Below are 25,046 nucleotides of genomic sequence, written 5' to 3'. Positions count from 1 at the left end.
AGTTCCTCCCACCCGTGACGAAAGTCAGACAATCTGTCCGGTAACTTCTACGGGTGGGAGAACTGCTAAAAATCGGGAAGCTATATCCGTATATGAATAGAGGGGCAGCATCTGGCGATTTATTCAGTGAGATGTCAGACGGTTATTATTCCATAAACATGGTCATATCACCGATTACCAACAGCCCATGCGATTATGGCGTTATGACAAGAATTTCGACTAATTATGGCTACGCATTTATGGAAGTCAATGATGTTATCAATAAGGTGAAGTATTTGTCGACGAGAACCTCCACGAAATGGTCGGAATGGGTAACAATTTAAGGATTCTTCAAGCCTCCTAAAAACTTAAACATCTTACATACATTCCTCTTTTACCACTGATTGCCCTAACTACAAAGATTGAATTTTCTATTTTAAAGGTTATCGCGGTTGGTAATGTGTTATTCAAAAGAACAAAATCACTATAGGCTTTGATATATATGATTGCTCCTTGCTTTTCATAAGGGTAGTCTATTGATATGATGTAACACTTTCCATGTTTTATCTCTATATTTATTGGATTGTCAACCGTTAGGTCAGGATAAGAAGTTGTTAATGCTATTCCACTTGTTGGAAGAAGTCCTCCCACGTCGCCCGCTGAAAGCTCTATTCCTCACCATTTCCTACCTTTGCCGCAAAACTATACAACTTATGCAGAAGATACGATATCGGCTAGTTTATAATCGAAAGAACCAGCTCAACAACCAGGGCACAGCCCTTGTGCAGGTAGAAGCAAAGCTGAACCAGCGTAACATCTACCTCACTACCAACATCTACCTCCAGCCGGAGCACTGGGATAAGAATAGCTCGCAAGTAGTCAACCACCCGCAGGCCATCGAACTCAATGCGCTACTCTTCGAATTCATCATCCACCTGCAGGCCGTCGAACTTGGATTTTGGAAGCGTGGCATCCAGCCGACACTGGCCCTTCTGCGGGATGCTGTGAAGAAGAAGGCACCGGCCACCATCACCTTTCCGGCATTCGCACGCTCGGCCATTGAAACCTCCGACAAGCGGCCCAATACGAAAGAGAACCTGCTGTCCACCGTCGGCCAGCTCGAGCAGTTCCGGCCAGGCTTGGACTTCGCCGACCTGACCTACACCATGCTGAAGGACTTCGAGGCTTGGCTGCGGGAGCAGGGCAAAGGTGTGAATACCGTGGCCAAGCACCTGCGCCAGCTGCGCACCCTTATCAACGAGGCCATCAACGACGGCTACATGCCGGCCGATGCCTATCCGTTTCGCAAGTTCAAAATCCGGCAGGAGAAAGGGAAGCACGAGTTTCTCACCCCCGACGAACTGCGCCGGCTGGAGGCGGTGCAGCTCGCTGATCAGCGCCACCGTCATGTACTCGATGCCTTCCTGTTCTGCTGCTACACCGGCCTGCGCTACTCCGATTTTTGTGCGCTATCGACTATGAATGTGGTACCGATTAACCGTACCCGCTGGCTGTGCCTGAAGATGCAAAAGACCAACATCGAAATAAAGCTTCCGTTGGCCCTGCTCTTCGATGGCAAGGCCCTCGAGGTCATCGACCGCTATCCGTCCGTTGAAGAACTGGCAGCCATCCCAAGCAACTGCGAAACAAACAAGCTGCTGGCCGAGGTCGGCAAGATGGCCGGTGTGAAGAAACACTTCACCTACCACACGGCCAGGCATACCTGCGCGACCCTGTTGGTGCATCAAGGTGTAGCAATTACCACGGTGCAGAAGGTGCTTGGCCATACGTCGGTCAAAACGACGCAGATATACTCCGAGGTGCTTTCCGACACCATCGTCCGCGACCTGAAGAGCATACGTAAGCGTAAGCGGTTGTAGGTATTTTTCTTTTTGACAACAAAAAACGGTACATTCCTGGTATATCCTATAGAAATATACCCACAATCTACCCACTGACAAGCGATGTCAGTGGAATATGGCGAAATCGCAACCTTTCAAAATTCTGTACGGGTATCATTGTCCTTAGAAGAAGAATTACTATCTTTGCCCGTGTAGAAATTGTGAAAGCCCATGAGCTTCATCCAAATACGGGTGAAGTTCATGGGCTTTTTTGTTTTGTTCCTTCAAAAATTATGATAACAAATGGTATGTGTCGGACAAAACAACGCTTGAAACAGAAATAAATTTAAAAAAGGAGGTGATATATGAAAACCAATCAAGAAATGATCCGCAAGATGGGGATGTTCAATGTAATCCAGCGAACAAGTGACGAAATATCCTCTGCAATAGGAGGGCTAGACGGTATATTAGCTTTAAAAAAGCAGTAGAAGATGGAAATACCATTTATGCTGATGTAGATAATAGTGTTATTAACTCTGATGAGATTGCTGGAAGAATGCAATTATCCGTTATTATTAGTAAAAATAGTACAGGATATAATATATCTATATCTGGTGTTCAAGGTGAGTCTTACTTTGCTTTTTTTCAGCTGCTTATCTTATTATATCATATTATACCGAAAGCAACACATTTTCATGCAACAAATACGGATTTAATGTATCCGAAACGGAATAATCCTTGCAAAATAAAATATTGAATATGAAAACAACAATTTTAATCTTAGTTCCAATGACCTGCATCGCAACTTGCACGGATGATCATTGTATTGTCAGTAGGTCAATACCGAATAATTTTCGAAGTTGGGTTATTTATTAAAATATAATCAACAAAAATGTTATAGTTATGGCAAATCAAAAATTAAATTTCACGCAGGAAGGCAGCAAATACAAGGCCAGCTTTGTATCTGCCGGGACAACGGTTGTCCAGCTGGAGAGAGAATACAAAGCCGAGAATAATATCGGCCAGCTTACCGTGTACGCATACATCGACGGTATGAACCCAGTACCCGTGAGAAACTGGACAAGTTACGAAGCATCAAGGAATATGATTTTCCAAATAGACATACCTTCTGGAGTGACGATAGAAATCGTCAGCTTGTGTAGCGTTATCAATGCAAACATCATCACTGAGGGCTGATATGGAGCGTGTTGAGTTGTCAGGCATACGCCTGCCAGAAGTATCGATGAAGGAGCTACGGCTGCCGAGTATCGGCAATATTCCCAGTATCGATAATTCCATATACGATGCTATTCTTGCCGAGAACGGGGATGCGCTCGTAATGGAAAACGGTTCATCGTACATGTGTTTGGAAAACAATGTGAACTAACTTAAATCATGAATATTTATATGGCAATAACAGGAACGAAAATCAGCCAGATGACCGAATTGAATGAAGTCACCGGCAACGAATATATCCCGGTCGTGGATAGCACAGGAAAAAACAAGAAGGTCAAATCTGCCAAGTTCGCCAAGAAGGATGATCTACCCGACATCACCCACCTTGCGACCCAAGAAGAACTATCACAAGCAATCACACAGGCAACCCAAGACCAGCTCACCAAGACCGATGCGGCTGGAACCTACGCCACGAAGCATAGCCTTGAAGAAATATCCGGAGATGTGGAGCAGTTGAAGCTGTCCCAGTCCCCTTATGCCGTGGCAGGCTGGAACCCCGACGAGCTTGCACCCGAAAGCGCGTCGTTCTTCCGTGGTACTAAAGACATCCTGATGAAGTATGACTTCTACCTGCTTGATACCACCGACAACACCCGTCAGACCACGAAGCCTGTCGGCAAGCTGATGCGAAACAACCTGCTGCGGTTTGCGGACGGCAGCTTTGCACCGACCGTCGGAATTACCGAGGTGCAGCGTGCAGAGTGTGATGTAGAGCTGTATCTTGACGAAGCTCAGCAACAAAAATATTGTGATGCAGGTGCATTTGACGCAGAGGCATTCTACAATGAGCACGGCATGGCCAAGCTCTACAATTCGGAGGGTGCCGAGGTTCGCGTGCTCCGCCCGTGGGAAACCACCGAAACCAAATACACCATCGGTATTGCCCGTACTGACACCGTGTATCTGCTTGACAACGTAATCGGCGAGAGCGGCAAGGCATGGAAAGGCATATTCACCAATCCAGTTGTGTGGGACGGAATTGACGTCAGCAAGTACCCTCTTGTACCGACCGCCATCGGCCCCGGCCCTGCATGTACGGTGAACAAGAAGACACGAAACTTCCTGTATCTGTATAAGGGTGAAGGCAACTGCCAGTCGGGGAAAGGCCAGGACAACCTGTGTACCATGTTCTACGACCAGGACAAGACCTATCCTCGTGTCAACGACATGCAACAGATTAACAACATGACCTACGCCCGCTCGAACAATGCGGACACAGACGCTCCTTATCCGTTTGCAGAAGGCGGCTATCATGCCTTGAATACACTTGTTACGGAGCTTGAGGTGCTTTACGGGACAAAATACCTGCATAACGCAAACATGTTCGGAAGCGGAATATCGTCCAACGACTCTTGTGCCAATGAAGAAAACTGGCTTGTGAACGGTGGTGTCAGATACAAAAAGACAGGATCTGAAACATGGGCGTACGCCAAATGGAGCGATCAGAAAGATATTTATTACAACGCAACAGGGAGTCGAACACATTTCAGTGCACTCATTAACAGCGAATACCCCAAAGAAGCCTGCATGGAGAGCCAGATGGCCTTCAGTTTTGCCGTGGAGACTGGCGTTCCAGAAGACACTGAATTTGAGTTTTACGGATACAAGTACCGTTATGCCAGTGTTCCCGGTACGGACGGTACGGCCAGCATGAATGTGCGTGTATATAAAGTCATGTCACAGACCTTTACGGCCTATACTTCCGATGGCACAGAACAAAGCTGGGATGTGGAAGTCAACCTACGCATGTCGCTTTATTCTGGAGTAAATCTTGCTGGAGATATTTTTATGTATTGTGGCGGAGGTTACGAGCAGGTTGGTACCTGCCTTTATCCTACCAGTGCCAGTCAGGGCAATCCTATCAAGTTCTATCTGCAACCCGACCAGCTGCAATGGCACACCGAAAAAAGTTCATCCAAAACTGAACTTGGTGTCTTTGATTTTGAAAGCCAATACCTGATGATAGGAGAAGGAACCAATCTTGGTGACGGTTACGCTCTTCGCAGGTTGCCTTATGCACCATGGAAGATAGAGAAAGGCGGAAGCATATCCACCGGGGAATGTCTGTATGTATGGGACAACAACTATTGGAGTACGACACTTAACCAGCGTGTTCGCCTGGCCTGCCGTGCCCGCGGTAATGCGAACCACAGCAATTGCTCGCCTCGTTACTTGAATGCGCATTCTGCCGTTACGAATGCCTCTCGCTACTATGGCGGGTCTGCCCAAGCCTTGATTGAGTAGGCGCAGCCCGCTGCAAGCGGAATAAAGGGGCTGCAAGCCCCGCAGAAATACTTTCGTCTCCCGTCAAGTCCGGCATGAGGACCGAGACCTCCGAAACGGGAAAGGAGGGTTGAAAAAACGGTGAAGCGGACGGCCTGCCGTGCCCGCGGTAATGCGAACAACAGCAATTGCTCGCCTCGTAACTTGAATGCGAATAATGCCGTTACGAATGCCAATCGCAACAATGGCGGGTCTGCCCAAACAGGAAAAGAAAAACTACGAGAGCCGCTTTGCCGTGTCTTGGAATGACGAATATATAAGACAAGCCTGCAATAAGGAGTGCGGGCGGCGGTGGTACCAACACCGCCATGCAAGCCCGGCTTGCAAACAATATGAAGAGATTAGACAACATTAATATTAACCTAAGCATCAGCGATATGCAGTCAGCAGCTTACAGAGCCTTCCGCGGGCACAGCTCCAAGCGGGATGTCAAATCCTTCAAACAGGACTTTGACAACCGCTGCATGCGCCTGTTTCTTGCCTTGAAGGACGGGAGCTGGAAAGACCGCATATCCTACCGTAGCCTCGTGAAGGCGAACAACAACGGTAAAGTACGACACATCCTTTGTCCGTCGCTGGATACACGCATTTACCAGCACCTTCTTCTGAATCTGCTGGAAGAGCATTACTCCCGGAAGGACAATCTGAACGGACTGAATTGTAAGCCTACATGCGGGATAACATCAAGCATACCCTCGCATTCCATCATCCGCCGTCTGAAGCATATATATTATGACAGGAGAGACCTTCATTACTGCCTCGTCATCGACCAGCGGAAATGCTATGAGCATATCACACCAAAGGCGTTCCGTAAAGCCTTGAAGCATATAGTAGCCGACCATTGGCTGATTGACTTTGCTGTCGATGTATGTTTTGTTGATGGGAAACTTCCAATCGGTACGCCTGCCAGTCCATTCGTCCACCATGTCGTCATGTTGGAGTTCGACTACTTTGTCAAGTCGCTTTCGTCCGCCAGCGTCCGCTATGCAGACGACAATTTTCTGGCATTTGCCACGAAAGAGGAAGCGCAGATGGCAAAATGGAGAATAAAGAACTGGTGGTGGTACAGATTGGGGATGCGTGCCAAGAGAGGAAGTGCACAGGTACGGCCTTTATCCGTACCGTGCGACTTCTGCGGCTACGTCTTTCATCGGAACCAAGACAGAACGGTTTGCGGACATGACAAAGGCTACGTGTCCGTTCGGAAAGCTACCCTGCGACGGGCGAGGAAATGCCGTTCCGACAAGTCGTGGACCTCCTATTACGGCCTGATGAAGCACGCCGACAACTATGCGCTGATGCGATACATAGAAAACAAGATGAAGTTACCCGCATTGACACAGAAGATACGGATAGACCGTAAGATGGATGCCAGACACGTCGAAATCAAAGACCTTTTAGGCATGTCAATCACAATTTACGACTACGAGCTAAGGTACAATTCGCAGCGTGAAGTCAACTGGATCAAGTGCCTGGTAGGCATGGAAGAGGTTGTTGACGGAGAACGGACAGGAAAGATACTTGCCCGTGAATTTCACGGCAATTACCAAGGCATCATCCAGTTCATGATGGCCTGCGAACGCGAGTATGGCAAGCAGGCTGTCCTGCCGCTGGAAGAAGTGGAAATCGAGAACCAGTGCGGTTATATCTTCAAGAACTCAACAAACCAATTAACGTATATTGAAACATGAAATCAATCAATTATCAGGTAGTTCCTTCTACCATAGAAGAAGACTACAACAGCAGCAGAACCGTTTGGAATGGAGGTAAAATCCAATCCATGGACGAGGGTAGATACGTGACTGTGTTCATTGGACACAAGGCCGTGAAGAGTGTTAACGAAGATGGTTCGGAGGTGGACGTTACCGAAGCCTTTCCCGTGCGAGTACAGAAGCCGTACAGCATCGATAAGGCTGTAATGGCAGGAGTTATGAGCGCTTATGGTCTATTCACGCAATCAGATTATACAGCTTTTATTGAAGACATTGCTCAAAAGAGACGCATTGACGAAAGCAATCACGAAGTGAGTGACTATGACATGTTTGTTGATTGGATACGCGGCTGTTTGGACGGCACATATAAAAACCGTGTGGACGAAGTGAGAGCGCGTGTCTTGTCCCAGATAGAGTCCTACGACAAGTCTGAAAAAGTAAACGGATTTACCTATAACGGAAAATCCATGTGGCTGTCAAAGGAAGAAAGGTTGTCGTTGATGGACCGCTTTGGACGAGAGATGGAAGAAGGAGTAGAACAAACCAATCTGTTCTATGGCGGAGAAGCCATACCGCTTGCTCCTGCTGACGCACTCGTTCTCGTCAAGATGGTGTCTTCGTATGCTGACAAATGCTTTGACCAGACACAGAGGCATATTAACAACGTTAACCGGCTTTCTACCGTTGAGGAACTGGAGGCGTATGACATTACAGCTGGGTATCCAGATAAGTTGAACCTTCAAACAAAAGAATCATGACGACATTGATTATCTTATCCGCTCTGTGCATCGCAGCTTATACGGCTGTAGTATGCATCAAATTCAAGGGTGTGCCAAGTTCCATATCGGCCACATTCTATAGTTTAGAACACAAGCTATGGTTCGGCGCTACCATGTGGCTGACGGCTGGGTTGTTGATGCCGGCCATTCTCGAGTCTACCCCCGGCTGCTATCAGTTTACTGCATTTCTGGCATGTATAGGTATGATGTTTGTCGGAGTGGTTCCCAATTTTCGTGAAGGCTTGGACAGACCCGTCCACATTACCGGTGCTAATCTCTGTATCCTGTTCTCACAGGTCTGGGTATTGCTGACGTGTCCATGGGTGCTGCTGGTATGGTTTGGCTATCTTGCTTATACCGCCTGGGGAATGAAGAAGTATTGGAAAGGGAACTTCATCTCGGCATACCTTCTGACGAAGCCGATGTTCTGGGTGGAGATAATGGCGCTGTTAGCCACGTATGTAACACTATTCATCTTGTTGTAATATGGAACTGAACGATTGGGTCATACTGATAACCGCCCTCGGCGGCATAGAGGGGATAAAGAGCCTGGTAAAGTGGTGGCTGAGCCGCAGGCACGAAGTCAAGCGGGAAGCCGCCATTGCGGACAAGGCAGAGGCCGATACCATCACGAGCTACGCCGCCGAGTGGAAGGAGCTTTATGAAAAGAAGGAGAAGAAGGTAATTGAGCAGGACGCGAAGATCGACCAGCTCTATGCAGAGAAGAACGAAGACAGGAAGCGCATCCGTGAGCTGATGGAGAAGAACACCACCCTCGAAATTGATAACATCAAACTGCAGGCCAGAAGGTGCGACGTTCGCGGGTGTGGCGAGAGAAAGCCGCCGAGTGACTATTGAGAAATAAGGAGCGCACCTCCCGGTGAACTCCTTAAACGAAAACCTTATGGTTTCTATTTCTAATACTATGAAAAACACGCACGAATTTAATCAAAATAAATGATTTATGAAATACTTTACCATCGCAGAATTATGCAAGTCTGATACCGCTGACAGAAAAGGTATCGACAACCGTTGCAAGAAAGAGCATGTGACCAACCTAACGGCTTTAGTAGATAATGTGCTTGACCCATTGAGAGAGGCTTACGGAAAACCTATCACGGTTAACAGCGGTTTCCGCTCTCCAGCCCTCAATAAGGCAGTGGGTGGTTCTGCCACCAGTGACCACATGCAAGGTCGGGCTGCGGACATCACCGGCGGAAGCCCGGCGGAGAACAAGAAGCTGTTCAACTTAGTGCAGTCGCTGTGCCTACCTTTTGACCAGCTCATTGACGAGAAGAACTTCGCTTGGGTACATGTAAGCTACCGGAGCGAGAAGGAGAACCGAAAGCAGGTGCTGAAGCTATGAAATGGGTTCATTGTTTCCTTTTGATTTTCGCCCTCTGGTCATGCCGGAGTGTGAAGTATGTACCTGTCGAAAGTAGCGCAGACAGCGTGGTAATTGAGAAACTGGTAGAGGTACAACTACCTCCTGATAGCACAACCATCCGTGCTCTACTGGAGTGTGATGAAAACGGCAGAGTGGTTCTGTCTTGGCTTGACATCGCCAACAGCAGGAACGCACAGGCCCATCTGACTATCGACAGCCTCGGAAACCTGCTGGCAAAGATGCGTACGCAGCCGGACACGGTATATCTGCCATCTAAGGAAGTGACGGTCACAAAGGAGGTAAAGGTACCGTATCCAGTTGAAAAGGAACTCACCCGCTGGCAGCAGATGAAGCTGGAGCTGGGCGGATGGGCTTTCGGGATCATTATCACAGCCGCACTGGTAATTGTCGGCTGGCTTGTGTGCAAGTCGCGAAAAAAGTAGTATCTTCGTCGTGCAATAACAGAGGTTATGGCTAAAAACTAACAAATGTATCCCCGGCTGCTTAATGGTAGTCGGGGATTTCATTTTAATCTCAGTCTACTTCACCCTAAAGCACACTGGTATCTCACGCGGTTTACCATTGTAGAATTGATAAACGTAGCACTCCACCATCTCACCTTTGAACTTTTGGAGTTTCCTGTTTAAATACTCCCTTACTTCATCCTTGCGGGAGAAGTAAAGATCCGACTCTTCCAGAACAGGTTCATCTGCTCCAATCCATGCTTGCAATGAGCATGGACAATTTTTCATTATTTGTACCATAATATAGGTTTTAATGTATGGGCTTCATTGCCGCATACACTAAACAAGTAAAGAAGTGTCGGACAAATTATCCTCTCATCAGCATTATATCAGACCTCAGTTCAATGTACTCCTTGTACTTCTCCGGGTTATTGACATAATCAATCACACGGGCTATGGCCATGTCCGCCTGTTTCTGACGGACTTTCGTGTAATACCTTATCACCCCTTTAGATTTATCAGAGTGACCCAAACAGTAGTCTATTATCCCGTCCGGGATGCCTATTTCAGAAGCATATTGGGCGAAAGACTTCCGAGCCGAGTAATAGACTACCTTCTCAGTAATCCCCAACTCCTTGGCCAAATGTCGTAAAAGACGCGTAATATACCGGATGAAGTTCTCGTATGAGAATTTATACCCAAAATCCAAAAGGCCTGTACTTTTATCCACCCATTGTTCAGCAATATCTCTCGCTGGTTGAGGAATACTCAATCTTATTATCATGGTTCCATTGGTCGTATTCTTAACTTTTGTTCTTATGTACTCCAAATCAGGTTTACGGAAATCTACTTGCAGTAAATCAATCAAATTTATACCACCTAAATAAAATGACAAACAAAACAAATCTCTGGCAATTCTGAGCCTTCTTTCTTTAGGGGCGGATAATCTTATCTTATTAAAGGACTCAACAGGAATGTCAAGTTCCCTAACAGGCGCAGATGAAATTTGAAAATCAATGAACGGATGCACGTCATACCTTACAAGACGTTTTCTTATTGCACGGTTAATGATAGTTTTAGTATTCCTCATCATTATTCCGTTTGTTGTTTCCCCTACTCTCTTTTTAATTCTTAGGAATTTTGAATACCCTTCAATTACATCAGGCGTAATATCTTCAAGCAAAAACTCGCCTTTAGTAAATTCAGTAAAGTACCGTTTGTTCCTTTCAAGCATTTCAGCATATTTGTAGCTCCCGTTTTCCCTCAATTCTTCTTCATAACCATTGCATACTGATTGGAATGAGCTATTCTCTTTAATTGCATTTCCTCTTACCAATATATTCTTTAGTTGCGAAGAAGAATACAATGATTGATTTTTGATGGAATCGAGCTTTTCCTGATACTCGTTAAGAAGGTTTCTTAATTTTGTATTAAGAAGAGAAGCATCCGGTCGTTTCACTATCTGACCGTTTTTAAACTGGGATTCATTATCAATGATCACATTGGTAACGATGTAAGAAGTCTCTGTCTTATGGCAAACGGCGACTCTGATTTTATGTTTGCCATCCTTGAGAACTTTAGCTTTGAAGATCGTAAGTTTTAGAGTAGCCATATAGATTAAAAAATTAAGGATACGTAAAGGATAAGTTTTTTATCTCAAAAGTGAGATGTTTTTCCTTTTTTTTAATCTACAAAATAGAAAACGCCTACCATCTTAATTATTAATTATCAAGAGGATAGGCTTTTAATTCTTTGTCGGGGTAGCGGGATTCGAACCCACGACCCCCTGCTCCCAAAGCAGGTGCGCTAACCGGACTGCGCTACACCCCGAATACCTTTCAAAAAGAAAGGTCGTTCTGCTTCATTCTGAAGTACACCCTCAGGGATTCGAACCCTGGACCCACTGATTAAGAGTCAGTTGCTCTACCAACTGAGCTAAGAGTGCATTGCTTTTTCGTTTGCGGGTGCAAAGGTACTGATTTTATTTGAACCGCCAAAAAAATCGCTGTTTTTTTTCGACGAAATCGCGTTTTTATTCAAATTCAAAAAGTTCAGAAGGCGTTGTACGTTTCAAAGCATAGAGGTGTACATCTCTTCCCACAATGATTCCATGTTCATGCAACTTCAATTCCACAGTCTTGTAGGCCAGTTCCGGATGATTATTATCTTTGCTCAAATGACACAACCAGATATAACGTAAGCCATCGTTGAAGTTCTCTGCCAAGAAACGCGCCGTGTCCGCATTACTCATATGACCTGTCCGACTTTTGATGCGTTCTTTCAGATAAGGCGGATAAGTACCCATCTGTAACATTTCCTCATCATAATTGGCTTCTATAATCAGATAATTGGCTTTTCGGATGTATTCGGCTGCTGTCGGAGTTATTTCTCCCAAGTCTGTCAAGAAAACAAATGTCTTTCCTCCGATTTCAATAAAATAGCCTACATTATCCGTTCCGTCATGAGGGACTTCAAATGATTCAATCAGAAAATCAGCCAGCTGCATCGGTTGCCCTTTTTCCAGATATCGGACAGAGCTATGCAACTTCTCGGTCATACAGTAACTTCTGTTGATACCCTGATGAATAGCCGCAGTAGTGTGAATAGGAATATTCAACTTCTCACCCAACCCACCGACAGCTTTTATATGATCGGCATGATCGTGCGTTACAAACACGGCCCGAATAGTCTCCAACCCGATTCCAAAATCTTTCAATATTTTCTTGATGCTGCGTGCGGCAATTCCAGCATCAATCAATATCCCGTATTTTTCCGTACCCAAATAATAACAGTTTCCACTGCTACCACTGGCCAGACTTATAAATCGTATTTTCATTCTAATATTCTCATTTGTTTGTCGGATACAACGACGTTTCTGCAAAAGTGGCGCAAATATACTAAAAAAAGGATATTGTAGGCTCCCAAGGTCCTACAAAATAAAATTGTAGCCATATCTCAAGAAAAACTTCAAAAAAACAATAAGTTTTTTAACGATTCGGTAGCTTTTTATATATAAAAGTGTATATTTGCATAGTGATAAACGAAAATAACACTCTATTTTAATAAAAAGTAAGGAGGAAATTATGAAAAAGTTTAATCTTAAAATGGCTGCCACCGTCATGATCTGTGGCGCTTTCATGTTCAGTTCATGTATTGGCTCTTTCGGACTGCATAGTAAACTGGTGAACTGGAACCAAAGTCTCAGCAACAAATTTGTAAACGAACTGGTATTCCTGGCTTTCAACATCATTCCGGTATACGGAGTATGTTACATGGCTGATGCATTGGTTATCAACTCCATCGAATTCTGGAGTGGAAGCAACCCATTGGCCAGCATAGGTGATGTAAAGAAGGTTCAGGGCGAAAACGGCAATTATCTGGTTGAAACCCTCGAAAACGGCTATTCCATCACCAAAGAAGGAGATGAAACGGCTTCTATGGAACTGATTTATGACAAGAGCCAGAACACATGGAATGTAGTAGCCAACGGCGTCAGCACTGAATTGATTCAAATGAATAACGACGGTACAGCACAGATAACGCTTCCCAATGGTGAGGATCTGACTGTAACATTGGATGCACAGGGTCTGGCCGCAGCCCGTCAGGCAACAATGACCAATACTTATTATGCCCTCAATTAAACCTGTATAATAAATTAATACACAAAAATAAGGTGCCCCAATCAGGCACCTTATTTTTATTATGCGGCAGCCCCTTTTATCATCTTATACACAAGATACGTTCTTTAGTTAAACCTGAATGCCAATACTTCTATAGTCAGGAAACTGCTGAATAAAACAGGAAAAATACATATTTCACACTATGAACCATTATGAACTTGACAAGCATTTGCGAACTTCCTACCTTTGTGAAAAAAACAAGCAAACCTAAAATTATGAGAACCATCAAACATCTGGTATGGACAGTATTGCTGGCATGGGCTGTATCCGGCTGTTCGTCCGACTCCAACGAAACTCCAGCCCAAACAAAGATTCCCATCTCACTGAATTGTGGAATGAACTCCGCTTCTGCCCGAGCTACCGACACCGGCTTTGAAACAGGCGATCGTATCGGACTCTATGTAGTAAACTACAACGGCGATATCGCCGGTACCCTATTGCCAACAGGCAATCATGTAGACAACATGCAATTCACCTACGATGGTACATGGACACCAGCAACTCCCATTTACTGGAAAGACGAAACAACTCCGGCCGATTTTTACGGTTATTATCCATACACCGCTTCTCTGGCCGACATCGAAGCAATGCCATTCAACGTAATGGCCGACCAAAGCAGCGAGACCAACTATAAAGCAAGCGATTTTCTATGGGGCAAGACACTACAAGTCGCTCCAACGGAGAAAGCTGTAGGTATTACCCTAAATCACCTGTTCAGTTGTGCTGTGGTAAAAGTTGCTGCAGGCAACGGATTCACAACAGAAAGTTTGGCCGAAGCAGACATTCAGGTAAAGCTGAACAAGGCTACCTGCCAGGCCAACATCAACCTGAATAACGGGCAAGTCACACCGGGGACAGATGCACAGAGCATCACATTCCTGCGGGGAACAAACAATGAATTCAAGGCACTGATAGTTCCACAAACCGTTCCATGGGCCGAAAACTTTCTGACAGTAACCATCGACGGTCGTGACTTCAACATGGAAAAGGAATTTACCTTTGTTGGAGGCAAACGCCACACCTTTACCGTAACCGTGAAAAAGACCAGTAACGGCATCAATGTGGATATCGGCGGATGGGAGGACGACGATGTAGACAACGGCGGAGTAGCCGAATAAAACAACCAACAACAAGTCAAATTTATAAAACCATCTTTATATGAGAAGAAGAGACATTATCAGGAGTCTGGCTATGCTGGCCCTCTTTACTACGGCCGCATGTAACGACGACACCTTCGGTCCGAACGGTCCGGAAGGAAACAGCGGACGTCTCATCACCCTGTCTGGCGAAATAGAACAGGTGGCCGTAACCCGCGTCAACGATAACGGCTTCTGCGACGGTGACGCCATGGGCGTCTACATCGTAGACTATCAGGGCGACACTCCCGGAACGCTGCAGAACAACGGAAACCGGGGTAACAACGTGAAACATACCTTCGACGAGGCTGCCTACAAATGGAACTCGGCTTATGATGTCTACTGGAAAGACGAACATACTCACATCGACATCTATGGCTATTACCCCTTTGGAGCACCCGAAGATGTAAATGCCTATCCCTTTGAAGTACAGAAAGACCAGTCGACAACTACCACCAATAACGAAATGGGCGGCTACGAAGCCAGTGACTTCCTGTGGGGAAAGGCTGCCGATGTAGCTCCTACTGAGAAAGTAATCCGCCTGCCCATGCGCCACCGCATGAGCAGCCCACGTATCACTCTGGCCGAAGGTGAAGGTTTTGCCGACGGCGAATGGGCCGGACTGGAAAAGCAGGTACTGGTCAGAAACGTGAAACGCAATGCCCTCATCAACCTGGCAGACGGTAGCATTACCGCCACCGGCGAAGTGCAGCAGACAGGAACCATTCCGTATGTGAAAGACAATGTATTCCGTGCCATTGTTGTGCCGCAGACGGTGTCGGCCAACACCATACTCTTTACGATTACCGTCGATGGTGTGGTCTACAACTTCAGCAAGCCGGAAGATTTCACATACGTCAGCGGCAAGATGCACAACTTTACCATCCAAGTAAACAAAAAAGAACCGACAGGAGAATTCACCTTTACCCTGGTGGGAGAAAGTATTACGGCATGGGAAAACGATGACGTTTCGCATGACGCCACGATGAAAGAATACATCGTCATCAACTCTACTCCTGGGCATCTGAAGGACTCTATCACAGCTGCTGGAAAGGACTATCGGGAACTGCAAAATCTAAAAATTACAGGAGAAATCAACGCTCTCGATTTCTATTTTATGCGCGATTCAATGACTCTATTGAAAGCTTTAAATCTCAAACCTGTTAAAATTGCTCGTACTGATACACTTCTTCATTTCGGTAGCGGCTCTTGCCAACCACGTACTTATCTAGAAGATGAAATTCCAGAAGGAGCAATGTCAAATAAGACATCGTTACTTCAGCTCATTTTACCAGACAAATTAAAAATTATCAATGTCGCAGCATTTACAGAATGTAAAAATCTAACAGGTTCTTTAATTATTCCAGATGGTGTAACTAAAATTGAAGCCGGAGCATTCTATAATTGTAAGTCATTAACCGGAACTTTATCATTACCCAATACCGTAACATCTATTGGAGATGGTTGGGATCGCTGGTGGTATGGCGGTACATTCGGATATTGTGGTTTCACTTGCGAACTGATATTGCCCACTAATCTGGAATACATAGGCACTACTTGTTTTGCAGAATGTACCAATCTGTACGGTTCACTACACCTACCTGACAAACTGAAAACCATCGAAGCCGGAGCTTTCCACAATTGCAGGAATCTAACTGGAAACCTGACTATTCCGCAAGAAGTGACAGCCATTCCGGAAACAGCTTTCGCATCATGCGGCTTTGATGGAACACTGACCTTACATGACGGTATTGTCACCATCGGTGAAGCTGCTTTTCAGGATACTCACTTCAAAGGAGAACTGACATTGCCTAAAGATTTAGTTGTACTCAGCAACAGTGTTTTTTGCGGTTGCGACTTTTCCGGAAAACTTAAACTTCCCCAAGGACTAAGAACCATTGGTTCGAATGTTTTTGGTAGTTATTCTAGTGGATCCAATTGGCGTCTGATGGGTACCCTTGAAATACCGGAAGGTGTGTTAAGTATTGGTCAAGGTGCTTTCTATAATTGTTGGGGGTTGGAGGGTATCATCCTGCCTGAAAGTTTGGAAAGTATTCAAAACGAAGCTTTCTACCAATGTTATGGTATCGGCAGCATTGTCTGCAAAGGAGCCATACCGCCACATGTACAAGTAGGAGCCTTCGACGGCGTAGCCAAAGACAACTTCACCCTCGAAGTGCCCGAAAGCGCTATCCAGCAATACCAGGCTGCTGTGGGTTGGAGCGACTTCAAGCGCATTGCCGCCCATCGCGAACTGGTGTGCCGCCCCAGCATTGCCAATGCCATCAACACGCAATGTACCCGTACGCTCGTCATCGATGCCGAAGGCGACTGGACGGTAGAAAGCATGCCGGAATGGTGTTCTCTGTCGCAAAATGAGGGTAGCAAGAAAACGGAAGTGACACTGACCATCCACGAAATGTCAGCCGGAAGCCCGATGCGTACGGGGGAAATCGTTTTCAAATTGAAGGACCAAGATTACCGCCACAAATGTACCGTATCGCAATACGACTATGCGTATGCAGAGGACGAAGTCATCACACTACAAACTGCTACCAAAGGCAATCATGGAGGTATCAACCTCGTTTTCCTGGGTGATGGATATGATGCCAAAGACATCTCTGAAGGCAAGTATATGAAGGATATGCAGGATCAGGTAGAGAACTTCTTCGGAATCGAACCCTACAAGACCTACCGCAACTACTTCAACGTCTATACTGGCATCGCCGTATCGCCCGAAACGGGCATCGGAACCATCAATACCATCCGTTACGCCAAGTTTGAAACAACATATACCGGCGGCGTGGGGCTGCGATGCGACTACGATGCCGTATTCGACTACGCCCAAAAGGTTCCGACCGTCACAAAAGACAACCTGAAGGAATCACTCATCATCATGGTGCCCAACAGTACCGACTATGGTGGTATCTGCCAGATGTGGGAAGACGGTTCGGCCATCGCCTTCTGTCCGCTGAGCACTTATGGCTATCCGCTCGACACACGCGGCGTCATCCAGCACGAAGCGGGTGGACACGGATTCGGCAAGTTGGGCGACGAATACATCTACCACAACGAATTCATTGACTTCTGTGGATGCGGCTGCTGCGGACATGTCTATGAGTTCAACATCGCCAAATCGTTGGGTTGGTACGAGAACCTGTCGCTCACCGGCAAGATGCACGAAGTACCCTGGAGTCAGCTTATCTTCGATGAGAAGTATAGCGACTTTGTCGATATCTTCGAAGGCGGATACATGCACAGCCGCGGAGTGTTCCGATCTGAACAGAACAGCTGCATGAACAACGACATCCCCTACTACAGCACCATCAGCCGCATGGCCATCGTGAAACGCATCAAGCAATATGCCGGCGAAACCTTCACTTACGAAGACTTCAAGGCCAACGACGTGGTGAACAACGATGCTACGACACGCAGTTTCAACGACCTGCGCTATAGTGGAAGCAGCGTACACAACTTCCAGCTTCCGCCGACCATACATAAAGGAAGCCCACTGGACAAATAAGGTTTAACTGAAAAAAGGAACGACCATGAACAAGAAACTACATATTCTGAAAGCAGGACTGATGGCAGTCCTGCTGGCAATGGGAAGCGGATGCAGTGAAGATGCATCGCCTGTCAACGAATCGGAAAACTGTGACCAGATGACTTTCAATGTCCTGCACCCACGACAGGCTGCGACCGGTACCAAAGTAACGTCTACTGCCTTTGAGAGCGGTGACCAGGTAGGTCTCTTCATCACCCAGCAGGATGCTCCGCTCGAAGTTTCGGGTAACTACGTAAACAATGCGGCTCTGACCTTCGACGGCAGCCAATGGACCACCGAAAAACCTGTCTACTGGGATGGAGGTACGTACAACATTTATGCCTACTATCCGCAGACCAGTCCTGTAGCTTCGGTCGATGACATGCCTTTCAGGGTGTCAACCGACCAGAATGCAGCAGGAGGCTATGAAAACAGCGACTTCCTGTGGGCTACGCAAATGAATGCCAGTGCCAGCAATACGCCGGTCAATCTGCAATTCGCCCATCGCATGAGCCGCATGCTCATCCGCCTTGTAAAGGGGGAAGACTATGAAGGCGAACTGCCCGCCGATGCCGAAGTCTACATCCACAACACCGTTCCCGAGGCAACCATCGACCTGAGTGTCGGTATCGTGACCCGCAACGACTACGGTACCCGTCAGAGCATACGTGCACAAAGCTTGGGCAATCATACGTATGCCGCCATCATCGTGCCCCAACGACTGGACAACCGGCAACCGCTGGTAGAGGTCATCATGAAAGGTGTGTCCTATCTGTATGAGAGCAAGTTTGTATTCAAACCTGGCATACAACACTCCGTACAACTGGTCATATCCAAAAATCCGGAGCAAATTAAGATTGAGATTGGCGGTGAACTGGAGGACTGGGATGAATGATGGAAATGCCCGACAAAAACGAATAAGTGCTTGACAAACGAACTAAACTGAAGCCCCTCGGCAGCAGTATGACATTTACTCTAACAAACCAAATCATACTGTCAAGAGAAATAATTTAACTGGTGGGGAAATGCCTTCCTTCTTTTTCTTCAATTTTTCTGAGGAAAAGAAGGACAGGCATTTCATTTTAGATTAACTTTAGAAAGGATAAGAAGCCTTTCGGCAAAAAAATCAAGCCTGCTTGTTTTTCTGCTTTCGACTTTCTGTATCTTTGTAGACACGTTTTATTTAAATAGATACATGCAAACAATCCATATATTCAAATGGAGTCTGGCCATGACGGCTATTTGTCTGTCCAGTTGCCACCGCCCTGCAGATGACCCTACCGAAGCACTGCCCTTCAGCAACGATGGCAAGTCGTGGGGCCTGGTAGCTACCGACGGTACTGTGGTTCATCCGGCCGGCAGCTTCGCCCGACGCCCCTCTTCCGCTGTTGGAGGCATGTTTACGCTGGCCGATGAGGACGGACGCTACATGCTGTACCGCATGGATAATCCTTCACAACCTGTCGGACGAAGAAAATTTGCCCGTATCGGCCATTTCTTCGAAGAGGTGGCACCTGCACAAGAAAAGCAGGACTCCCCCATTCTATTGATTGACAAGCAGGGAAATGAGGTGATTTCCACTGCCCAATATCCGCAATACGATATTGTTCTGATGCACAACTTCAGTGAAGGCAGGGCTCTGTTTGCTACCGCAGAAGGGAAATATGGCTACCTGGATACACACGGCTCCATCATCATCCCGCCCATCTACGACCGTGCATACGACTTTCACGAAGGGCTCGCTCTGGTGGGCAATGCCAACAGCCAGGGACAAACCGGGTATCTGATGATCGATACCGATGGAAAGGTAAAGGCCTGTATCCGCTTGTCACATGCACTGCTCGACACCCGCCTGTCCGACGGAAAGCTGCTTTTCAAGGAGATAAATTCAGGCCACATCGGTTATTGGGACAAGCAGGGCAATGTAGCGGTCTACCTGCCCGACCCTATCCGACAAGCTTCGCGTTACACATGGACAAATGCAATCGTACAGACCGATGGCGGGTATGGATTGATTGATACCCAAGGGAATCTGCTTGTCCCCGCCACTTATACAGCTGCCCACATGGCCGGTAAGAACATGCTTGCCGTCAAAAAGAATGGCTTGTGGGGGATGACCGACGCCAAGGCACATGCTATCTGCCGTTTCCAATACGATAGCATCGGCCACTACTATACAGGAGGATATGCCGTTGCCCGACAACAGGGACGCAGCCTCTTCATCGACCGACAGGGAAATCCGGCAGGCGGAACAGCCTATGCGTGTATTGTTGAAGACTCAACCGCCTCTCGCCTGTGCCCGCAACGCTTCATGACACAATCTTATCCGACTCAAGGAAACATCCCGTCGGAAACCCCAGAGCAAAGCAACCGTTTAACGAAGGAAAACGATACATTTACCGAGGGAAAAGCAATGGAAAAAGCAGGGCAAACAGAACATAAGCCCAGTTCAATCGAACGGACAGACTGGCGGAAGGTCAGCCAAGCACATCCCTTCTACCAGGAAGCAATCAAAGTCGTATCGGGAAATCTGGATGAGAAAGATGCCGATAACCGGCAGATGATTCTGAACTACGTGGAACATCTGCGTACTTCATACACCACCAAGGACATCGACTTCCTGGAGCAGCTGTTCAGTGAGAACGCCCTCATCGTGGTGGGGACGGTCGTCCATTCCTCCCAAAAGGAAACGGGCTATCTGTCGCCCGCACAGGTGGTTTACAACATCAAGAGCAAACGACAATACCTGGACCGTCTGAAACAGGTGTTCCAGGCCAACCGTACCATCGACGTGCAGTTCAGCGATTTCCACATCATGCGCCACCCCACGTTGAAAGGTATCTATGGTGTCAGCCTGCGGCAAGGATACAAGTCGGACATCTACTCGGACGACGGTTACCTCTTCCTTCTTTGGGACTTCCGCGACGAAACGGCACCTAAAATACACGTTCGTACCTGGCAGCCCCGCATGCAGGCTGACCACACGCCACTTCCTGAAAACGAAATATTCAACATCCGAAACTTCAACCTGCAATGAAACGTCATTCTTCATCCATCCCGCTCTTCCGCCTGCTGGCCATCACCCTGTGCCTCTGGGCAGCTGGCAAAGCCTATGCTCAGGAATTCATCGTACGGTCCTTCCGCATGTTGCCCAACGACATTACGGCCTACATCGAACCCGTCCGCGACCTGAATGACGAGGCTTGCGCACTGCTGAAGGTTGTGGGCGACAAGGATTTCGTATTCTCATCACCACTGGGCATCGTAAAACGGAAGAATGATGTCGGTGAAATCTGGATTTATCTGCCCAAAGGAAGTGTCATGATTACCATCAAACATCCGCAATGGGGCGTCTTGCGCGACTATCGTTTCCCCAGCCCGCTGGAATCACGCATGACATACGAACTGACGCTGAATCCACCGCTCGGCTACCAGCATCCCGTCGAATTGCCGGCACTGGAGGAACATCCCCTGCCACTCGATACCGCCCGACATCGGGCAGACACTCTGTCTATGCCACCCGCAGAGCGACCCCGCCGGCCTCGCGAGCCCTGGCGACGCTTGCTGCTGGTCAATGTAGGTCTGCAGGGCGACGGTCCTTCGGCCGGACTCCGTATAGCCCTCATGAGACGTCACGGAGCTTACCTCATGGTTCAAAAAGATTTCCACACCATGCCCCGCACTGAAGGCGAATGCGACCGCAACGGTATCCCCACGGGAGCAACCGAAGCTCCCTACTACACGGGACGGACAGAAAACGGCCGATGGATGCTGATGGCAGGTGGGATTCACCGCATTATAGGCGACTTCTGCCTATACGAGGGTATAGGATACGGACAACGGGATATAGCCTGGGAACGGGACAACGGAGTTCTGTTACGTAACAAAGATTACTCCCGACGCGGATTCAGTGCAGAGGCCGGTTGCCTTTACCGTTTCTATCGCACGGCAGTTTCAGCAGGTGTCATGACCATCCAAGGCCGATATTGGGAAGCCGCCGTCGGTCTGGGCATTAACTTCTAAAACGATGGAATTATGATTTTACGTTGGCAAATATACAATCGGATTATTCTCCTGCTGGTATTGGTACTGGCCTCCTCGTGCCGTGAAGAAGAGACTCCTACCAGCCTGCCTCCTACGCTCATCCTAAACGAAGCGGAAGCAATTACACGGACCAGCGCCTTGCTGAACGGAGAAGTAACCCCCAACGGCGATGGTAGTGTCCGATGGATTCGTTTCCGTTATGGCACCACGTCCGAAATGGAAGAGGAAAAGGACTGTCCGGCAGAAGAGCTGAAAGCGACAGCCAGCCTGAACGGACTGAAACCGGGAACAACCTACCATTACTGCCTTGAAGCCGGAAATGGGCAAAGCCAGGTGCGGAGTGAAGTACTGACCTTCACGACACAACCCAACGTTGTTCCAACTCTCGGCACACTGACCATGCTCAACCAAGGCCCGCTCAGCATCACGTTGGAATACACCATACAAGACAATGGAGGAGAAGACATCACCGCTACCGGTTTCTATTATTACAAGCAGGGCGAGAGCGATGAACAACAAATCAGCCTGCAACCCACAGGAGCCGATCGGCTGCGCGCCCGCATCAGCGGTCTGGAACGGGAAACAGACTACTGCATCCAGGCATACGCCGCCAATTCCATCGGTGAGACACGGAGCGAGATTTACCGTTTCCGTACCGGTCAGGCTGTTATTCTGACACAAGCCGGTACTTTGTCCGAAGCCATGGACGAGCAAGAAAAATACCAATTTCCCAGCCTCAACATAGCCGGTCCGCTGAATGGAACCGACATCCGCTACCTGCGCGAAATTATGGGCATTGATGTAAATGGAAACGAAACACCCGGCAGACTACAGGTACTGAATCTGAACGACGCATCTATTGTATCGGGAGGCATCAGCTACGACGGGCAGCGATATACGGCAGACAATATTGTTAGTCGGGGGATGTTTGCCCGTTGCAGCTGGTTGCAGGAGCTGACCCTGCCTGCCGCTACAACCGCCGTTGAGGAAAACGCATTCGAGAATTGCCAGGCTCTCTCCATTCTCCACCTCTCACCACAGCTGGTGGAATTTGCCCCTTCATCCGGATGTAGTGGACTGACCGCTTTCGAAGTCCCCACAGCCAACCCTACTTTCAGCAGTGCCAATGGAATCTTATACAACAAAGAAATGACCACACTGATATGGTATCCTGAAGGCAAGCCCGATAAGAGTTGCCAGCTTCCTTCCACCGTTACGGCCATCGGCGAATATGCTTTCCGCAACAGCCGTTTGCAAGGTATTGACCTGCCGGCTTCCATAAAAGAAATCGGGCAGGGAGCCTTTACCGCCTCCACTCTGGAAAGCGTGGTCCTGCCCGATGCTGTAAGCCTCATCCCGAACGGATGTTTCCAACGATGCGAACAACTGGTTTCCCTGACTTTAGGTAAATCGACATCCTACCTGTCCGAATATTGGCTGGATGGTTGCAGCTCCCTGCAACAGCTGTATGTCAAGGCACCCGATTTTCCTCCTGTCTGTCATGCAGAAGCCTTTGTCGGGGCTGAACCGCTGTTCGAATCGTGCATCCTGCATGTACCCTACGGATGCAAGTCCATCTACCGCAATCATCGGGTGTGGGGACAATTCAAGACAATCGTCGAAGATAATTTTTAGTTTCATCACTTATTCTACAACCATATCAGCAACAGTCCTACCAAAATACTTACGACGGTACAAACCAACCCCGGCATCATGAAGGAATGGTTGAGGATGTATTTCCCGATACGGGTCGTTCCTGTACGGTCAAAATTGATGGCTGCCACAACCGTCGGATAATTGGGTATGAAAAAATAACCGTTCACCGCCGGGAACAGAGCAATCAACATCCAGGGAGATATACTCAGGGCAATGCCTAAAGGAACCACCGCGCGGATGGTAGCCGCCTGACTGTAAAGCAGGATGGACATGACGAACAAGGCCACTCCGAACAGCCAGGGCATCGACTGGACAACGTGTTCGATGGAAGCAGTCAGCGAAGCCAGGTTACCGGCGATAAATGTATCGCCCATCCAGGCAATGCCGAAGATGGCAATCACCGCCTGCATGCCCGCTGAAAAGATGCTCCCCTGCACAGCCTTGATACCGTCGATACGGCAGACAAGCAGAATGAGAGCCGACGTGCTGAGCATGATGATTTCGATGATGGAGGGCATGTCGAGCGGCACATTTTTCCCGTCCGACTGAAATACCGGCCTCAGGGCATCGACCGAACCGAACAGCACAATCAGGAAAGTGGCCAGCAGGAATATTCCCACCGATATGCGGGCTTTCCGGACGTCGAACGATGAAGCAGTTTCCACCAGCCGGTTTTCTATCACACCCTCCTTCAGACGACGCTGGTATTCGGGATCGTCCTCCAGTTCCTTACCCACTTTCATCGAACAGAAAGCTCCCACCAACACTCCTATCAGGGTAGCGGGGACGGAAATCTTCAGGATGTCGAACAAAGAGATATCGAAGCCGGCCAGCATCCCCAGCAAAGCTACCGTAGCCGCTGAGATGGGGCTGGCTGTGATGGCCTGCTGCGAAGCGATGACCGCAATACCCAGCGGACGCTCGGGACGGATTTTCGTCTCGCGTGCCACTTCGGCTATCACAGGCAGTACGGAATAGGCTATATGCCCCGTCCCAGCCACAAAAGTAAACAGATAGGTGACAAGCGGACTAAGCAGCGTGACACGAGACGGATGCTTGCGCAGCATCCGCTCGGCCAGCTTCACCATATAGTCGAGCCCTCCGGCGGCCTGCATACACGAGGCTGCCGAAATGACGGCCACAATCATCAGCATCACATCGATGGGCGGGGCGGTGGGCTGAAGCCCGAAAACAAAACAGAGCAAAGCCAGTCCCAAACCGCCCATCACTCCCAGTCCGATGCCGCCCAGACGGGCACCGATGATGATGGCTGCCAATACGACAATCAGTTGTAACCACATATCT

The 25,046-nt window shown here is 47.9% G+C and carries 20 protein-coding genes and 2 tRNA genes; 17 read left to right on the top strand and 5 right to left on the bottom strand.

The window, feature by feature from the left end; genetic code table 11:
* The first annotated feature begins 692 nt into the window (after positions 1-692).
* From RDO88_RS10265 to RDO88_RS10220, 10 genes are all read left to right on the top strand, one after another.
* On the top strand, positions 693-1,859 hold the full coding sequence (locus tag RDO88_RS10265; protein WP_307759277.1) for a tyrosine-type recombinase/integrase: 1,167 nt from the start codon (positions 693-695) through the stop codon (positions 1,857-1,859).
* 326 nt (positions 1,860-2,185) lie between these two features.
* On the top strand, positions 2,186-2,308 hold the full coding sequence (locus RDO88_RS10260; protein WP_307759276.1) for a hypothetical protein: 123 nt from the start codon (positions 2,186-2,188) through the stop codon (positions 2,306-2,308).
* A 415-nt stretch (positions 2,309-2,723) separates the two neighbouring features.
* Positions 2,724-3,017, top strand: coding sequence for a hypothetical protein (locus RDO88_RS10255; protein WP_307759275.1), 294 nt, complete (start codon positions 2,724-2,726; stop codon positions 3,015-3,017).
* Positions 3,018-3,227: 210 nt separating this feature from the next.
* Positions 3,228-5,300 carry a hypothetical protein gene (locus RDO88_RS10250; RefSeq protein ID WP_307759274.1) on the top strand — a complete coding sequence of 691 codons (2,073 nt, stop codon included), beginning with the start codon at positions 3,228-3,230 and terminating at the stop codon, positions 5,298-5,300.
* Between the two features lie 371 nt (positions 5,301-5,671).
* Positions 5,672-7,030, top strand: coding sequence for a reverse transcriptase domain-containing protein (locus RDO88_RS10245; protein WP_307759273.1), 1,359 nt, complete (start codon positions 5,672-5,674; stop codon positions 7,028-7,030).
* Entirely contained in the window at positions 7,027-7,809 is a 783-nt protein-coding gene (locus tag RDO88_RS10240) for a DUF4376 domain-containing protein (protein ID WP_307759272.1), read from the top strand. Before RDO88_RS10245 ends, RDO88_RS10240 begins: the two co-directional genes overlap by 4 nt.
* Positions 7,806-8,315, top strand: coding sequence for a glycosyl transferase (locus tag RDO88_RS10235; protein ID WP_307759271.1), 510 nt, complete (start codon positions 7,806-7,808; stop codon positions 8,313-8,315). The genes RDO88_RS10240 and RDO88_RS10235 overlap by 4 nt, the downstream gene beginning before the upstream one ends.
* A 1-nt stretch (position 8,316) precedes the next feature.
* Complete coding sequence (locus RDO88_RS10230) at positions 8,317-8,688, top strand: hypothetical protein (protein WP_307759270.1); 372 nt, start codon at positions 8,317-8,319, stop codon at positions 8,686-8,688.
* A gap of 106 nt (positions 8,689-8,794) precedes the next feature.
* A complete protein-coding gene (locus RDO88_RS10225) occupies positions 8,795-9,196 on the top strand; it encodes a D-Ala-D-Ala carboxypeptidase family metallohydrolase (RefSeq protein ID WP_307759269.1) in 402 nt (133 codons plus the stop codon).
* The gene (locus tag RDO88_RS10220) at positions 9,193-9,660 is read left to right on the top strand and encodes a hypothetical protein (RefSeq protein WP_307759268.1); all 468 of its coding nucleotides are present in this window, start codon (positions 9,193-9,195) and stop codon (positions 9,658-9,660) included. The genes RDO88_RS10225 and RDO88_RS10220 overlap by 4 nt, the downstream gene beginning before the upstream one ends.
* Before the next feature lie 388 nt (positions 9,661-10,048).
* On the opposite strand, the gene RDO88_RS10215 is transcribed toward RDO88_RS10220, so the two are convergent.
* The 4 genes from RDO88_RS10215 to RDO88_RS10200 all read right to left on the bottom strand — a co-directional run bounded on the left by RDO88_RS10215 (position 10,049) and on the right by RDO88_RS10200 (position 12,517).
* Entirely contained in the window at positions 10,049-11,293 is a 1,245-nt protein-coding gene (locus tag RDO88_RS10215) for a phage integrase SAM-like domain-containing protein (RefSeq protein WP_307759267.1), read from the bottom strand.
* Positions 11,294-11,436: 143 nt separating this feature from the next.
* Positions 11,437-11,511 (bottom strand) — tRNA-Pro (locus RDO88_RS10210).
* A 42-nt stretch (positions 11,512-11,553) separates the two neighbouring features.
* Positions 11,554-11,626, bottom strand: a tRNA-Lys gene (locus tag RDO88_RS10205).
* Between the two features lie 87 nt (positions 11,627-11,713).
* Positions 11,714-12,517 carry an MBL fold metallo-hydrolase gene (locus tag RDO88_RS10200; RefSeq protein WP_307759266.1) on the bottom strand — a complete coding sequence of 268 codons (804 nt, stop codon included), beginning with the start codon at positions 12,515-12,517 and terminating at the stop codon, positions 11,714-11,716.
* 247 nt (positions 12,518-12,764) lie between these two features.
* Between RDO88_RS10200 and RDO88_RS10195 the strand changes: the two genes are divergently transcribed.
* From RDO88_RS10195 to RDO88_RS10165, 7 genes are all read left to right on the top strand, one after another.
* Positions 12,765-13,322, top strand: a complete 558-nt coding sequence (locus RDO88_RS10195; protein ID WP_307759265.1) for a DUF3332 family protein — start codon at positions 12,765-12,767, stop codon at positions 13,320-13,322.
* Positions 13,323-13,576: 254 nt separating this feature from the next.
* The gene (locus tag RDO88_RS10190; protein WP_307759264.1) at positions 13,577-14,479 is read left to right on the top strand and encodes a fimbrillin family protein; all 903 of its coding nucleotides are present in this window, start codon (positions 13,577-13,579) and stop codon (positions 14,477-14,479) included.
* A 40-nt stretch (positions 14,480-14,519) separates the two neighbouring features.
* Entirely contained in the window at positions 14,520-18,020 is a 3,501-nt protein-coding gene (locus tag RDO88_RS10185) for a leucine-rich repeat protein (protein ID WP_307759263.1), read from the top strand.
* Between the two features lie 25 nt (positions 18,021-18,045).
* Positions 18,046-18,936 carry a fimbrillin family protein gene (locus RDO88_RS10180; protein ID WP_307759262.1) on the top strand — a complete coding sequence of 297 codons (891 nt, stop codon included), beginning with the start codon at positions 18,046-18,048 and terminating at the stop codon, positions 18,934-18,936.
* A gap of 300 nt (positions 18,937-19,236) precedes the next feature.
* Entirely contained in the window at positions 19,237-21,078 is a 1,842-nt protein-coding gene (locus RDO88_RS10175; protein ID WP_307759261.1) for a WG repeat-containing protein, read from the top strand.
* A complete protein-coding gene (locus tag RDO88_RS10170) occupies positions 21,075-22,064 on the top strand; it encodes a hypothetical protein (protein ID WP_307759260.1) in 990 nt (329 codons plus the stop codon). Before RDO88_RS10175 ends, RDO88_RS10170 begins: the two co-directional genes overlap by 4 nt.
* A 12-nt stretch (positions 22,065-22,076) precedes the next feature.
* Positions 22,077-23,720: a leucine-rich repeat protein gene (locus RDO88_RS10165; RefSeq protein WP_307759259.1), complete on the top strand. Its 1,644-nt coding sequence runs from the start codon at positions 22,077-22,079 to the stop codon at positions 23,718-23,720.
* A gap of 14 nt (positions 23,721-23,734) precedes the next feature.
* Here the strand turns inward: RDO88_RS10165 and RDO88_RS10160 are convergent, their stop codons facing one another.
* A complete protein-coding gene (locus RDO88_RS10160) occupies positions 23,735-25,042 on the bottom strand; it encodes an anaerobic C4-dicarboxylate transporter family protein (protein ID WP_307759258.1) in 1,308 nt (435 codons plus the stop codon).
* Positions 25,043-25,046 lie beyond the last annotated feature (4 nt).

Origin of the sequence: uncultured Mediterranea sp. (assembly GCF_902493215.1) — a bacterium.
Taxonomy (GTDB): Bacteria; Bacteroidota; Bacteroidia; order Bacteroidales; family Bacteroidaceae; genus Bacteroides.
This window is presented reverse-complemented; position numbering and strand designations above follow the sequence as displayed.